This window comes from Roseomonas gilardii subsp. gilardii (genome assembly GCF_023078375.1).
Taxonomy (GTDB): domain Bacteria; phylum Pseudomonadota; class Alphaproteobacteria; order Acetobacterales; family Acetobacteraceae; genus Roseomonas; species Roseomonas gilardii.
This window is the reverse complement of sequence record NZ_CP095554.1, coordinates 1577371-1591465: the sequence shown is the minus strand read 5'-3', so window position 1 is coordinate 1591465 and position 14095 is coordinate 1577371. Positions and strand designations below refer to the sequence as shown.

Genomic DNA, 14095 nt, shown 5'->3' with positions numbered 1-14095 from the left:
GGCATGGCCGGGGGCACGCTGTTCCGGCTCTTCCCGCAATGGGCGCAGGGCTATGACGAGCCCGAGCTGGTGGAACTGGCGGCTGCCCCCGGCAGCATCGGCCCGGGGCCGTCGGACGACCGGATGTATGTCGCGCATGCGGTGGACAAGCGGGAGCCCTATGACCCGCCGGCCTGGCTGCCGCCCTACCAGGGCGCGCTGCTGCCGCCCGCCCTGCCGGATGCGGCCGGGAATTTCGACCGCATCCCCTCCGGCGCGCCGGAATTCCTGTCGGCGCATCTCTACGGCACGACCCGGCTCGTGCTGGAGATCTGGGAGGATTATCTGGGGCGGCCCGTCCGGTGGTGGCATGCGGACGTGCTGCCGCGGCTGGAGCTGCAGCCGGTCGTGTACTGGGCCAATGCGCAGTCCGGCTTCGGCTTCCTGGAAACGGGGCTGCGCTGGACCCGCTTCGGGCAGGCGCTGCCGCTCTGCCTCAGCTTCGATGTCGTGGCGCATGAGGTCGGCCACGCCATCCTTTTCTCCACCATGGGCGTGCCGGCTTCCGGCGCGGTGAGCGGCGCCTTCCTGGCCTTCCACGAAGCTTTCGCCGACCTGATCTCGACCGTCGCGGTGCTGCACTTCCCCTCGGTGGTGACGCGGCTGCTCGCCCAGACCTCGGGCAATCTCTACGAGCTGAACCTGGTCAGCCGGCTCGGCGAGATTTCGGATGTCGAGCAGGTACGGGTGGTGGACAACACGGTCCGCCTCCGCGACCTGCGCGGGCTGCGCCTGATGGAGGACGGCACCTGGCGCGACCCGCTGAACCTCGGCCGCAACGCGCATATGCTGGCGGCGCCGCTGACCGGCGCGGTCTGGGACATCCTGGTGGAGCTGTTCCAGGAAGGGCTGGTGGCGGAAGGCGTCATCCCGCCGGACCGCGACACGCGGAGCTGGACGCCGGCGGCGGTCGCGGCCGCGCTGGCGCCGCTGCGGCATGCCTCGGCCGAGGCGCTGGCGCGTTTCGAGAGCGTCTTCCGCCTGTGCCTGCACCGGGCGCGCGACCGGGCCGGGCTGGCCATGGCGCGCACCATCCTGCGGCTGGACCCGGAGGAGGTCAGCTTCGACCGCGTGGCGGCATTGCTGATCGAGGCTCTGACGGAACCGGGCGCCGCCCCGCGCATCACGGTGGACGCCCTGCTCGACATCTTCGACGAAAGGGATATCGACCCGCGCCCCTTCCTGCCGGGGGCTCCGGCCGGACCCCCTTCGTCCGCCTCCCGGACCGCGCCGGAAGCGCTACGGCCCCCTCATGGGCCGGAGCTGGGCCGGCCGAGGCATTGCGCCTGCCACGGCGACATCATCGCCACACGCCGGATGATGCCGCACGGGTCGCGCGCATCGCCCGGTTGAAAACACTGCCGTATCATTCCTGAATGGATATAATGCCGCGAAGCGTCTCGCGGATGGAGATGGAGCATGTCGGACAGCCCTGAAGCGGAACAGGCCGAGGTGGGAGCAGGCAGCGCCGGGGCACAGATCAGCCCCGCGGCGCGGCTCGGGGAAACCCTGCTCGCCCCGGCCGCGATCCGGCTCTTCGGCGTGCCCTTCCTGGGCTTCACCATCAGCGAGGCATCCCGCGCGCCCTATGCCCGGAGCGGAGGGTTCCAGGACCCGCTGATGGCGCGGCTGGCCCCGGATGCCAAGCCGCCGCCCGCCTTGGCCCGGATCTTCGGCTACAGCTATGACGGGCAGTATGTGCCGCTGCCCGCGCCCGCCGTCTTCCTGGTGGAGGGTGAGGGCATTCCCGTGCCGGAACACGGCTCCGTCGCGACGACCGGCTTCATCCGGGATGCGGGGCACTTCATGGACGGGCTGCGGGTCTGGCTCTTCGACCGTGGCGACATGGGGCTGCGCATCGACATCAGCACCGGGATGATCGAGGCGCTGTTGCATGGCGGCCGCGCCGATGCCCTGGCGGGACGGGCCGAGGTCACCGGCCGGGCGGAGGTGACGGGGCGGGCCGAGGTCTTCGGCCGCGCCAATCTGAGCGGGCGGTGAGCATGGCGCGGAAAGCGGGCTGAGGGAGGACAGGAAAGCAGGCGGGGCCGGGCCACGGCATCACCCCGGAACAGATGCGAGGAAGCCGCCGCGGAACCCGCCACGGGTCCGGCCGCGCAGCACCCCCCGGGGGCGATTGCCCCCTGGCGGAATGCCGCGGCTCCGGATAACCGCTGCACCGTTCCCCGGCACCGTTCCGATATTCGGGAAAAGGAGGCCCCGGGCATGTGGAGCCATGGAGTGGATACCGAGAGTCTGGGGCGCCTGGCCCTCTTGCAGGGCGCCGATCCGGGTGCGCTGGAAAAGGCGGCCCGCCATGCGCGCTGCCGTTCCTGCGAGCCCGGCACGGTCCTGATCGATTTCGGCGAGCTGTCGGACGATGTCTACTTCCTCCTCGAGGGGGCCGCGCGGGTCGTGGCGCGCACCGGGGAGGGTTACGAGATGATCCTGGGCGACCTGTCGCCCGGCGAAGCCTTCGGCGAGCTGGCGGCCATCACCGGACAGCCGCGTTCCGCCAATGTCACCGCCCTGCACCGCTCGCGCTTCTGCGTGCTGCCGGGGGCGGCCTTCATGGAACTGGTGCTGGCCTCTCCTGCCGTGTCGCTGCGGCTGATGCGCTATCTCGCGGAGCTCGTGCGCTCGCGCAGCGAGCGGCTGTTCGAGCTGGCGGCCCTGCCGGTGCGGCAGCGGCTCTATGCCGAGCTCCTGCGCCTGTCGCGCGGGCGCGCCGCGCCGGGCCAGACGGCCGAGCGTGTGGTCAGCCCGCCGCCGCCGCACCATGTGCTGGCCGCCCGCATCGGCGCGCGGCGCGAGGCCGTGTCGCGGCAGTTGTCGGACATGGAGAAGGCCGGGCTGATCGATGCGAGCCGGAGCGGCATCGTGCTGCGCCGGCCCGAGGCGATGCGCGCCGAGCTCGACGCGGCGCTGCGCGGCGCCGAGCGGGCGGTGCATGCGCTGAACCTGTCCTGACGCGGCGGCGTCAGGCGCGGCTGGGCCTGCCGTAGCGCAGGCCGCGCAGCCAGCGCCAGGTGTGCCAGACGAGACGCTCGCCAGGGCCGAGAGACGAGGCCGCCTGGGCCTTGCGCCTGTCCAGCCGTTCCAGCCCCTGCCAGACCTGCGCGACAAGGCGCTGCGCCGGATGCGTCGTCATTGCGGGCCCCTCCTCGTCCCTGATGCCATGACGGCATCCTGGCGGCTCGCCGGCCGGGTGGCTGTGTGCCCGGGCACAAGGCCGGTGGATTGGGTTGGGCGGAGGCCCCCACGCCATCCACAGCCGCGGCAGGCGGGGATGGCGGCGGCCTGGAGGGGAGCGCCGGGCATCCGGCCCGGACATCCAGCGGGGACAGGAGGAAGCGGGCGGCGTCATGGGCCCCGCCGCCATGCCATGGCCAGGTCCGGCCCACCAGCGGGGCAGATGCCCCGCGGGTAGCCAGGGTGAGACGGACGCGCAGGCCGCGATTCCCTGCCGGAGAGCGGCGGCGGGGGCGCGAAAGATGAAGTCCTTGTCATTCCTCCGGCGGTGCCGGGAATGGCGGGAAAGCCATCCCGGCGGATCACGGGGGAGCGGCCGGGCGGCGGCGCCAGAGGGGCGGAAGGGGGATGAGGACGCCACCGCAGGAAGAACCGCCACCGTGCCAGCTTGCAGGCCGTTCATCCGGCACGGCGAAACCATCTTTTCCCGGTGACAAAGCATCACAGGGCGAAGTTCGCGGCTCCGTGAGCGGGATGTTTCCGGTATGATCGTTGCAGAACAGGCAGCACCAAAGCTCGCCATTCCCTCTCACGCGGGTGTCGCCCATGCCCTTCGCGCTCCGCGCCCCATCCCTTCCCGGGGCGTCCGTCCGGGCTCCGTCCCGGAAACCAGCCAGCCCTCTGGCCGGAACAATGCCCGTGATCCTTCTTGGCTCGGCGCTTCTCGGCGCGGTGCCTGGCCTGCTGCCGGCGGGCGCACGGGCGCAGGAACGCGGCGGCGGGGCGCCAGCCGTCTCGGTCGCGGTGGCGCCGGCCACGGTGGGGCCGGTGCCGGTGGAGGTGCTGACCAATGGCAATGCCGAGGCGCCCTCGGTCATCTCGGTCCGCTCCCGCGTCGATGGACAGGTGGAGAAGGTCTGGGTCAACGAGGGCGACCGGGTGCAGGCGGGGCAGGTGCTGTTCACGCTGGACAGCCGCCTCATCCAGGCCCAGCTCGCGCAGCAGCAGGCGAACCTGGACCGGGACCGCTCGACGCTCACGCGGGCGCAGGAGGATGCGCGGCGCTATGCCTCGCTGCAGTCGGGGGCCTATGCCTCGCAGCAGCGGCTGGAACAGGCGCAGGCGGATGCGGCCTCGGCGGCGGCGGTGGTGCGGGCGGACGAGGCGCTGCTGGCGCAGACGCGGCTGAACCTGGACTTCGCCACGATCCGCGCCGAGGCGCCGGGGCGGCTGGGCGCGCTGCCGGTGAAGGCGGGGAATTTCGTGCGCGCCTCGGAGGGGGTGGTGCTGGCCACCATCACCCAGACGGACCCGATCCTGGTCACCTTCGCCGTGCCGGAGCGCTGGCTGTCGGAGGTGCATGCGGCGCAGCAGGGCGCCGCCGCCGGGCAGGCCGCGCCGCCCAAGGTGCTGGCGCGGGCGCCGGATGACCAGGGGCCGCGCGCCGAGGGCGAGCTGGTCTTCGTGGACAGCGCGGTGGACAGCACGACGGGCACGATCCGCATGAAGGGGCGCTTCGCCAATGCCCCGGCGCGCTTCTGGCCGGGGCAGTATCTGGAAGTGGTGCTGGTGCCGCGCACCGATCCGAAGGCCCTGTCGGTGCCGGCGGCGGCGGTGCAGCGCGGGCAGCAGGGCAGCTTCCTCTACGCGGTGAAGGGCGAGGGCGAGAATGCCGCCGCCCGGCGGGTCGCGGTGAACGTGGTGCGCTATGCCTCGGGCCGGGCCGTGCTGGCCGATGCCGCGCTCGCGGATGGCGAGCCGGTGGTGACGGAGGGCGCGCAGCGGCTGCAGGACGGCGCGCATGTGACGGTGCACGGTGCCGGAGGCGCCCCCAGGGTCGGCAGCGCGGAGCCGGGCCGCGCGCTGCGCGAGGCGGCGGCGCGATGAACCTTTCCGAACCCTTCATCCGCCGCCCGGTGATGACCGGGCTGCTCGCCGTGGCCGCGGTGCTGGCGGGCATCCTCGGCTATTTCTCGATGCCGGTGGCCGCGGTGCCGCGGGTGGACTTCCCGGTGATCACCGTCTCCGCCCAGTTGCCGGGGGCGAGCCCGGAAACGATGGCGACCTCGGTGGCCCTGCCGATGGAGCGGGAATTCTCGACCATCGCGGGGATCGACAGCATCTCCTCGACCTCCGGCCAGGGCACGACGCAGATCACGCTGCAATTCGTGCTGAGCCGCAACATCGACGCGGCGGCGCAGGATGTGCAGGCGGCGCTGACCCGGGCGCAGCGGCGGCTGCCGACGGAGATGACGACGCCGCCCTCCTATCGCAAGTCGAACCCGGCGGATGCGCCGGTGCTGCTGCTGACGCTCTCGGGCGGCGACGTGCCGCTCTACAAGCTGAACGACATCGCCTCGACGCTGATCTCGCCCGCCCTCTCGCGCGTGCCGGGGGTGGCGCAGGTGGTGACCTTCGGCGAGCAGCTTTATTCCGTGCGGGTGCGGATGCGGCCGGAGCGGCTGGCCGCGATGGGCCTCACGCTCGACCAGGTGAGCAACGCCATCGCCACGGCGAATTCCAACACGCCGGTCGGCACGCTGAGCGGGCCGCGGCAGCAGCTCGTGCTGCGGGCCAATGACCAGCCGCCCGATGCCGAGGCCTTCGGGCACCTGATCGTGGCGGGCCGGGCCGGGGCGCCGGTGCGGCTGTCCGACATCGCCGACACGGTGGACGGGGTGCAGAACGACCGCATCGCCTCCTTCCGCAACGGCACGCGCGGCCTGACCCTGGCGGTGCAGCGGCAGCCGGACGCCAATACGGTGGATGTGGTGGACGGGGTGCGGGCGGCGCTGCCGGCCTTGCAGGCGGCGCTGCCGCCGGGCGCGCGGCTGGACGTGAACCTGGACCGGTCCGTGTCGATCCGCGCGGCGGTGCATGACGTGCAGGAAAGCCTGCTGATCGCCGTCGCCCTGGTGGTGCTGGTGGTGTGGCTCTTCCTGCGGCGGGCGATGGCGACGCTGATCCCGGTGATCGCGGTGCCTGTCTCGCTCGCCGGCACGCTGGGGCTGATGTACCTGCTGGGCTACGGCATCGACAACGTGACGCTGCTGGGGCTGACGCTGGCCGTCGGCCTCGTGGTGGACGACGCCATCGTGATGCTGGAGGCCATCGTGCGCCATGTCGAGGAGGGGATGCCTCCCCTGGAGGCGGCGCTGCGCGGCTCGCGCGAGGTGGGCTTCACCATCATCTCGATCACCTGCTCGCTGATCGCGGTCTTCCTGCCGATCCTGCTGATGGGCGGCGTGGTGGGGCGGGTGTTCAATGCCTTCGCCGCCACCGTGTCGCTGTCCGTGGCGGTGTCGTGCCTCGTCTCGCTGACGCTGACCGCCATGATGTCCTCCTGGCTGCCGGCGCACAGCAAGCCGTCGCGGGTCGATGCGGCGCTGGAGGGTTGCTTCCGCGCGGTGGAGCGGGCCTATGCCTGGGCGCTGGACATCGCCCTGCGCTGGCGGGCCGTGGTCTGGCTCTGTTTCATCGCCTCCCTGGCGGCGGCGGGCTGGATGGCCGTGGCGATGCCCAAGGGCTTCTTCCCGATCGAGGATACGGGGCTGCTCTCCGTCTCCACCGAGGGGCCGCGCGACGCTTCCTTCGACGCCATGCTGGACCTTCAGGGCCAGGCGGCGAAGATCATCCAGGCCAACCCCGCGGTGCAGATGGTGAACTCCTCCGTCGGCGCGGTGGGGACCAGCCTGTCGATCAACCAGGGCCGCATGTTCGTGGAGTTGAAGCCGCGCGACCAGCGGCCGCCGATCGGCGAGGTGGTGCAGCAGCTCCGCCGCGCGACCGCGCGGGTGCCGGGCCTGGCGGTCTATCTGCAGCCGATCCAGAACCTGTCCTTCGGGGCGCGGCAGGCCCGCACGCTCTATATCTACACCCTGCAGGGCCTGGATCCCGGCACGCTCTATGATTTCTCGGAGAATCTGGCGGCGCGGCTGCGGCGGCTGCCGCAGCTCCAGGACGTGAACACCGACCTGACGCTGGATGCGCCGGTGGTCTCGGTGCAGGTGGACCGGGAGCGCGCGGCCTCGCTGGGCGTGAACATCGACCAGGTGCGGCAGGCGCTCTATTCCGCCTTCGGCGCGCGGCAGATCTCGACCATCTATGCCCAGGCCAATGCCTATCCGGTGATCGTCGAGGCCCTGCCGGAGGACCAGCGCAACGAGAACGGGCTGGACAAGATCTACCTCCGCGCCAGCGGCGGGAAGCTGGTGCCGCTGTCCACCCTGGCGAAGGTGACGCGTTCCACCGGGCCGCTGACCGTGGGGCACCAGGGGCAGCTTCCGGCGGTGACGATCGGCTTCAACGTGGCGCCCGGCGTGGCGCTGGGCGATGCCACGGCGGCGATCCAGCAGACGGAGGAGGAGCTGGGCCTGCCCGCCGGAGTGATCGGCAGCTTCTCCGGCACGGCGCAGGTCTTCCAGCAGGCACTGGCGGGCCAGGGCATGCTGATCCTGGCCGCCGTGCTGGTGATGTATGTGGTCCTCGGCGTGCTTTACGAGAGCCTGGTACATCCGCTGACCATCCTGAGCGGCCTGCCGGCGGCGGCGCTCGGCGCGCTGGCGACGCTGTGGTGGTTCAACCTGGACCTGTCGGTGATCGCGGTGATCGGCGTGCTGCTGCTGGTCGGGCTGGTGAAGAAGAACGCCATCATGGTGGTGGATGTCGCCCTGGTCCGGCAGCGGGAGGGCGAGGACCCGCTTTCCGCCGTGCGCGCGGCCTGCCTGTTGCGCTTCCGGCCGATCCTGATGACGACGCTGGCCGCCGCCGCCGGCGCGGTGCCGATCGCGGCGGGCTGGGGTGCCGCGGCGGAGCTGCGGCAGCCGCTGGGCCTGGCCATCGTCGGCGGCCTCGCGGTGAGCCAGGCGCTGACGCTTTTCGTGACGCCGGTGCTCTATCTGGGCTTCGAGGCGCTGGGCCAGCGGGTGAAGCGCCTGCGTGGCGGGCGCAGCGCGGGGCCGCGCATCGGGCCGGCGGCGCAGCCGGCGGAATAGGAACCACGCCTGGGTTGGGGGAGGCACGGCCTTCCCCGCCCCTCATCGGCATGGCCCCGGATGGCGGGCGGCCCTTCGCAGGCAGATGGGGCGCGGTATGATCCCGCCCCGTTCTTTCCGGAGGTGCCACCCCTGCTGCCGAAGCTCCCTCCCCTGGTGGCGCTGCGTGCCTTCCACGCCCTGGCCCGCACCGGCAGCGTACGGGCGGCGGGCGAGGCGCTGGGGGTCAGCCACACGGTGGTGTCCCGGCATGTCCACAATCTGGAACTGGCGCTCGGCGTGCCGCTCACCCGCCCTTCCGGGCGCGGTCTGGCGCTGACGGCGGAGGGTGCGCGCTTCGCCGCGCGGGTGGCGCCACATCTTGCGGGGCTGGCGGAGGCCGCCGCGGATCTGGGGCACCGCCGGCGGCCGCTGACCATCCGCTGCGTGCCGGGCTTCTCCAATGTGCGGGTGCTGCCGCGCCTGCCGGGGTTGCAGCGGCTGCTGCCGGGCCGGGAGGTGGTGCTGGAGCCGCGCCTGTCCCGCGGCCGCCCGGAGGGCGTCGAGGTGGATGTCGAGGTGGTCTATCTGGAACACCTCGCGGTGCTGCCGCCGCTGCGCAGCGAGGCGCTCGCACGGCCACGCGTCTTTCCGGTGATGAGCCGGGACCTGCACCGGCGGCAGAGCATCCGCGACATCGACGACCTGCTGCGCCTGCCGATGCTGCATGACGAATCCATGGACCTGTGGCGGCACTGGCTGCGCGCCATGCGGTCGCGCCGGCAGCCTTTCGGGGCCTGCCTGGGCACGGCGCAACTGGCGCTGGATGCCGCGCGGCTGGGCCAGGGCGTGGCGCTGGCGAACGAGCTGCTGGTGGAGGAGGACCTCCGCGACGGCCGGCTGGTGGAGCCCTTCCCCTCCGAGGTGCGGCCCAAATCCTATCACTTCCTGGCCGATGCGGCGCGTTGGGAGGAAGAGGAGATCGCGACCCTGCGCGCCTGGTTCCATGAGATGTGCCAGATGGGAGACCGGACGGGGGCGGGCGGCGCGAGTGGTGCGGAAAAGGCACCGGTCCTCGCCAAATAGCTGATTGTCCCCGCCAGGGCCTGCGGGATCATCGCCGCTCCACGCAGAGGAGCCTGCTTCGCATGATCGATCCCCAGATCGCCGCCCGGATCGCCGAGGTGGTGGACCGGAACTTCGACGCGCAGATCGAGACGACGAAGCGCTTCTCCGCCATCCCCAGCACGCGTGGCGCCGAGGGGCCGGCCCAGGACATGATGGCCGACCTGCTGCGCGAGCGCGGCTACACGGTCGATGACTGGGCGATCCGGATGGAGGACCTCGCCGCCCTGCCCGATTGCGGCGTGATCGAGCACGACTTCTCCCAGGCCCGGACCGTGGTGGGCACGCTGCGCCCGGCGCGGGAGACAGGGCGCTCTCTGATCCTGCAGGGGCATTGCGACGTGGTACCGGCGGGGCCGCTGGACATGTGGGACACGCCGCCTTTCAGCCCGGTGGTGAAGGATGGCTGGATGTACGGGCGCGGCGCGGGCGACATGAAGTCCGGCACCATCGCCGCGCTCTATGCGGTCGAGGCGGTGCGGCAGGCGGGCTACAACCTCAAGGGGCGGTTGCACTTCCAGTCGGTGATCGAGGAGGAGAGCACGGGCGTCGGCGCGCTTTCGACCCTCCAGCGCGGCTACCGCGCCGATTGCGCGCTGCTGCCGGAGCCGAGCGGCCGGACCATCACCGATGTCTGCGTCGGCGTGCTGTGGTTCCGGCTGAAGGTGCGCGGCATCCCGGCGCATGTGGCCTATGCCAGCGACGGTTCCAACGCGATCAAGGCGGCCTACCGGCTGATCCAGGGACTGGAGGGGCTGGAAGCGGACTGGAACCAGCGGGCGAAGAGCGACCCGCATTACGGTTCGATGGAGCATCCGCTGAACTTCAACCCGGGCATCATCAAGGGCGGCGACTGGGCCTCCTCCGTGCCCGCCTGGTGCGACGTGGACTGCCGCATCGCGATCCTGCCGGGCTGGGACGTGGATGCCTGCCGCCAGGAGATCGCCGATTGCGTGGCGGCCACGGCGAAGGCCGATCCCTTCCTCTCCAACAACCCGCCGGAGGTGGTCTGGTCGGGCTATCTGTCGCGCGGCTATGTGCTGGAGAATGCGGAGGAGCCGGTGGCGATGCTGCGCGCGGCGAACGCGGCCTTCGGCGGTGGCGAGTTGCGCAGCCGCGCCGGCACCGGGCTGAACGACGCGCGTTTCTACAGCCTGTTCTACGGCACCCCGGCCTTCTGCTACGGGCCGAAGGCGGAGCAGATCCACGGCTTCAACGAGCGCGTGGAGATCGAATCCATCCGCGGCACCACCAAGAGTATCGCCGCCTTCGTGGCAGGCTGGTGCGGCGTCGAGGGCGCCTGAGCCTTCAGAGGCAGGCGGTTGCGCCCTTGGCCCGGGGGAGAGGCTCCGCCTTCCCCACGGGCCGAAGGCGCAACCGCCGGCAAGGGCGCGCCGGGGCGCCAGGCATGGCATCGTGACAGGCTATTTCATCGCGAGGCGGCCGGGGCCGCCGGACGCAGCGGAAGGATGACGAAGCATGCAGAGACGCAGCCTGCTCAAGGGAAGTGGCGCGGTCCTGGGGGGAGCGATGGCCTCCCTCGCGGCGCCGGCGAAGCTGCGCGCGGCATCGCAGACCACGCTGCGCTTCATCCCGCAGATCGACCTCGTCTATCTCGATCCGGTCTATACGACGCCCTATGTGTCGCGGAACCACGGCTATCTGGTCTTCGACACGCTCTACGGCATGGACGGCAACTTCCAGCCGCAGCCGCAGATGCTGGAAGGACACCAGGTCGAGGATGACGGGAAACGGTGGGACCTGACGCTCCGGCCCGGCCTGCTCTGGCATGACGGGGAGAAGGTGCTGGCGCGGGACTGCGTCGCCTCGATCCAGCGCTGGGCGAAGCGCGATCCCTTCGGCGCCACGCTGCTCGCCACCACGGAGGAGTTGTCCGCGCCCGACGACCGCACCATCCGCTTCCGGCTGAAACGGCCCTTCCCCCTGCTGCCGGTGGCGCTGGGCAAGACGCCTTCCCCGATGTGCGCGATGATGCCGGAACGGCTGGCGAGGACCGATGCCTTCCAGCAGGTGCCGGAGCTGATCGGCAGCGGCCCCTTCCGCTTCAAGGCCGACGAGCGCGTGCCGGGGGCGCGCAACGTCTATGAGAGGTTCGCCGGCTACAGGCCACGCGAGGGCGGCGCGCCGGACTGGACCGCCGGGCCCAAGATCGTCCACTACGACCGCGTGGTGTGGAACACCATGCCGGATATCGGCACCGCCACCGCCGCCCTGCAGAATGGCGAGCAGGACTGGATGGAATACGCCTACCACGACATGCTGCCGCTGCTGCGCGGCATGAAGGACGTCACGGTGCAGGTGCCGGACCCGACCGGGCTCGTCACCATGCTGCGGGTCAATCATCTCCAGCCTCCCTTCGACAACCCCGCGATCCGGCGCGCTTTGCTGCCCGCGATCGACCAGACCGCCTATATGCAGGCGCTGACCGGCGGAGATCCGGCGCTGTTCCATGTGCCGGTCGGCTTCTTCTGCCCGAAGACGCCGATGGCGACCGAGGCGGGGCTGGAGGTGTTCAGGCCGCCGCATGACTTCGCGAGGATCAGGAACGACATCCGCGCCGCCGGATACAAGGGCGAGAAGGTGGTGCTGATGGTGCCGGCCGACAGCCCGACGCTGAAGTCGCAGGGCGATGTGGCGGCGGACATGCTGAAGCAGGTGGGCTTCAACGTCGATTACCTCGCGCTGGACTGGGGCACGATGCTGACGCGGCGAAACCGCAAGGACGGGGCCGAGCAGGGCGGCTGGAATGCCTTCGTGACGAGCTGGGCGGGCACGGACTGGCTGAACCCGGCGGGGCATATCGCGCTGCGCGGCAATGGCGAGGCGGGCTATGCCGGCTGGTCCACCAGCCCGCGCACGGAGGAGCTGCGCGACGCCTGGTTCCAGGCACCGGACGAGGCGGCGCAGAAGGCGATCTGCGCCGAGATCCAGAAGCAGTGCCTGATCGACGTGCCCTATTACCCGCTGGGCCAGTACATCCAGCCTACCGCCTATCGCAAGTCGATCACCGGAGTGCTGAACGGCTTCCCGACCTTCTGGAACGTCCGGCCGGCCTGAGGAGAAAGCCCATGGAGAAGCACGAGGCCCTGCGCCGGCACGCGCTGGACTGGATCGCCGGGAACGAGGCGCGGCTTTCCGCCTTCAATGCGCGGATCTGGTCGCATGCGGAGCCTGCCTGGCGCGAGTACCGCTCGGTGCGCGACTATGTGGAGATCCTGCGCGCCGAGGGTTTCGAGGTCGAGGAAGGTTCGGGCGGCATGCCCACCGCCTTCGCCGCGCGCTGGACGCAAGGGGGAGAGCAAGGGGAAGGCGGCCCGGTGCTGGCCGGCTTCTCGGAATACGACGCGGTGCCGGGGAATTCGCAGCAGGCCGTCCCCTACCCTGCCCCGCGCGAGGGGCTGCACCCCTATGCCGCCGGGCATACCGACCCGCATTCGGTGCTGGGCACCGCCTCGCTCGCCGCGATGCTGGCGGCGAAGTCGGCGATGCAGGCGCAGGGCGTGCCGGGCACGCTGAAGCTGTTCGGGGAGCCGGCGGAGAAGGTCTGCGGCTCCAAGCCCTTCCATGCCGCGCGCGGCTATTACGACGGGCTGGACGCGGCGGTGGTCTGGCATCCCTGGCCGCTGAACACGGTGACCGGGGAGACGCATTTCGGCGCCTATTGGAGTGCCGTGATCAGCTTCGAATCCGAGGCTCCCGAACGCTGGGTCGATCCCGCGCTGATGCCGATCGACGCGGCGCATGCGGTGGCGCGCTCGCCCGGCGCGCTGGATGCGATGTGCCTGATGTACACGATGACGAAGTACACCAAGGAGGCGATGTTCCCGCATGCCGGCTCCTGGACGCTGAACGAGTTCGTCCTGGGCGATGCGGGCGCGACCTCGGACAACCTCACCCCGCGCTTCTCGCAGATCCAGTATTCCTGGCGCAGTTCGGCGCTGGAGATCCAGGAGCAGATCTGGCGCGTGCTGGCCAACAACGCGCGGCAGGCGGCGGCGACCACGGGCTGCCGCGCCTTCGTGCGCTGGGTGACCAAGACGCGTGTCGGGCTGCCGAACAGCGTGCTGACGCAGGCGACCTGGGAGAACCTGAAGGCTGTCGGCGCTCCGTCCTATTCCGGGGAGGCACTGGAATTCGGGCGGGAGATCCAGCGCAACCTGGGTCTGGCGCCGATGGAGAACCCCTTCATCGAGGGGGTGACGAAGCTGACGCCGCCGGAGGAATACGAGGCCACGCAGCGGGCCGGCCTGCCCTCCTGGCAGAAGCATCTGAGCGCCGACGACTATGTCGAATACTCCTGGCACGCGCCCACGGTGCGGCTGCAGGCGGCGCGGCCCCGGCTGCGGCCACCCTCGCCCGGCTACAGCTATCCCGCCTGGGCCTACAACGCGCTGGGCGGGCTGCCAGCAGTGATGGACCCGGGGATGTTCACGGCGGCCCGCACCATGGCGCTGACGCTGCTCGACCTCGCCGGGCGGGCGGAACTGCTGGAGGCGGCGCAGGCGGAGTTCCGTGAGCGCACCGGTGGCGGGGTGGGCGGTTCGCGCTGGGTGGGGCCGCTGCTGCCGCCCGGCCTCGACCCGCCGGTGGACCTGCGCTGGCCGGAATACGTCATCACGGTGCGGGGGGAGGAATGGTGCTTTCCGACGCCGCATGCCGGGACAGGGGCCGGGGAGCCGCTCTGACTCTCTTTCCCGCCGGGTCCTGCACCCTACGGCCCACCAAAATCTCCTGTCCGGCGATTT

Annotated in this window: 10 protein-coding genes; 9 read left to right on the top strand and 1 reads right to left on the bottom strand. The window is 71.2% G+C overall.

All coding sequences use genetic code 11. The features are described 5' to 3' along the window. Positions 1 to 3 precede the first annotated feature (3 nt). The 3 genes from MVG78_RS07175 (at position 4) to MVG78_RS07165 (ending at position 3009) form a co-directional block, all read left to right on the top strand. The gene (locus MVG78_RS07175) at positions 4 to 1392 is read left to right on the top strand and encodes a gluzincin family metallopeptidase (RefSeq protein WP_247559469.1); all 1389 of its coding nucleotides are present in this window, start codon (positions 4 to 6) and stop codon (positions 1390 to 1392) included. Between the two features lie 66 nt (positions 1393 to 1458). Beyond that, complete coding sequence (locus MVG78_RS07170; protein WP_247559467.1) at positions 1459 to 2040, top strand: hypothetical protein; 582 nt, start codon at positions 1459 to 1461, stop codon at positions 2038 to 2040. Between the two features lie 240 nt (positions 2041 to 2280). Beyond that, the gene (locus MVG78_RS07165; protein ID WP_247559465.1) at positions 2281 to 3009 is read left to right on the top strand and encodes a Crp/Fnr family transcriptional regulator; all 729 of its coding nucleotides are present in this window, start codon (positions 2281 to 2283) and stop codon (positions 3007 to 3009) included. A 10-nt stretch (positions 3010 to 3019) separates the two neighbouring features. On the opposite strand, the gene MVG78_RS07160 is transcribed toward MVG78_RS07165, so the two are convergent. Further along, on the bottom strand, positions 3020 to 3190 hold the full coding sequence (locus MVG78_RS07160) for a hypothetical protein (protein WP_247559464.1): 171 nt from the start codon (positions 3188 to 3190) through the stop codon (positions 3020 to 3022). A gap of 734 nt (positions 3191 to 3924) precedes the next feature. On the opposite strand from MVG78_RS07160, the gene MVG78_RS07155 reads away from it, so the two are divergent. The 6 genes from MVG78_RS07155 (at position 3925) to MVG78_RS07130 (ending at position 14035) form a co-directional block, all read left to right on the top strand. Then, complete coding sequence (locus MVG78_RS07155) at positions 3925 to 5118, top strand: efflux RND transporter periplasmic adaptor subunit (protein WP_428480769.1); 1194 nt, start codon at positions 3925 to 3927, stop codon at positions 5116 to 5118. Further along, entirely contained in the window at positions 5115 to 8225 is a 3111-nt protein-coding gene (locus MVG78_RS07150; RefSeq protein ID WP_247559461.1) for an efflux RND transporter permease subunit, read from the top strand. Before MVG78_RS07155 ends, MVG78_RS07150 begins: the two co-directional genes overlap by 4 nt. A gap of 156 nt (positions 8226 to 8381) precedes the next feature. Beyond that, entirely contained in the window at positions 8382 to 9290 is a 909-nt protein-coding gene (locus MVG78_RS07145; RefSeq protein WP_247559459.1) for a LysR substrate-binding domain-containing protein, read from the top strand. 62 nt (positions 9291 to 9352) lie between these two features. Next, positions 9353 to 10633, top strand: a complete 1281-nt coding sequence (locus MVG78_RS07140) for an ArgE/DapE family deacylase (protein ID WP_247559457.1) — start codon at positions 9353 to 9355, stop codon at positions 10631 to 10633. Positions 10634 to 10808: 175 nt separating this feature from the next. Beyond that, positions 10809 to 12407 carry an ABC transporter substrate-binding protein gene (locus MVG78_RS07135; protein WP_247559455.1) on the top strand — a complete coding sequence of 533 codons (1599 nt, stop codon included), beginning with the start codon at positions 10809 to 10811 and terminating at the stop codon, positions 12405 to 12407. 11 nt (positions 12408 to 12418) lie between these two features. Continuing rightward, positions 12419 to 14035, top strand: a complete 1617-nt coding sequence (locus MVG78_RS07130) for a M20/M25/M40 family metallo-hydrolase (RefSeq protein WP_247559453.1) — start codon at positions 12419 to 12421, stop codon at positions 14033 to 14035. Positions 14036 to 14095: the final 60 nt, after the last annotated feature.

What these genes read in the sequence shown, in the direction of transcription:
- MVG78_RS07175 (WP_247559469.1), top strand. Translation starts at nt 4, where the DNA reads ATGGCCGGGGGCACGCTGTTCCGGCTCTTCCCGCAATGGGCGCAGGGC.
- MVG78_RS07170 (WP_247559467.1), top strand. Translation starts at nt 1,459, where the DNA reads ATGTCGGACAGCCCTGAAGCGGAACAGGCCGAGGTGGGAGCAGGCAGC.
- MVG78_RS07160 (WP_247559464.1), bottom strand. Translation starts at nt 3,190, where the DNA reads ATGACGACGCATCCGGCGCAGCGCCTTGTCGCGCAGGTCTGGCAGGGG.
- MVG78_RS07155 (WP_428480769.1), top strand. Translation starts at nt 3,925, where the DNA reads ATGCCCGTGATCCTTCTTGGCTCGGCGCTTCTCGGCGCGGTGCCTGGC.
- MVG78_RS07150 (WP_247559461.1), top strand. Translation starts at nt 5,115, where the DNA reads ATGAACCTTTCCGAACCCTTCATCCGCCGCCCGGTGATGACCGGGCTG.
- MVG78_RS07140 (WP_247559457.1), top strand. Translation starts at nt 9,353, where the DNA reads ATGATCGATCCCCAGATCGCCGCCCGGATCGCCGAGGTGGTGGACCGG.
- MVG78_RS07135 (WP_247559455.1), top strand. Translation starts at nt 10,809, where the DNA reads ATGCAGAGACGCAGCCTGCTCAAGGGAAGTGGCGCGGTCCTGGGGGGA.
- MVG78_RS07130 (WP_247559453.1), top strand. Translation starts at nt 12,419, where the DNA reads ATGGAGAAGCACGAGGCCCTGCGCCGGCACGCGCTGGACTGGATCGCC.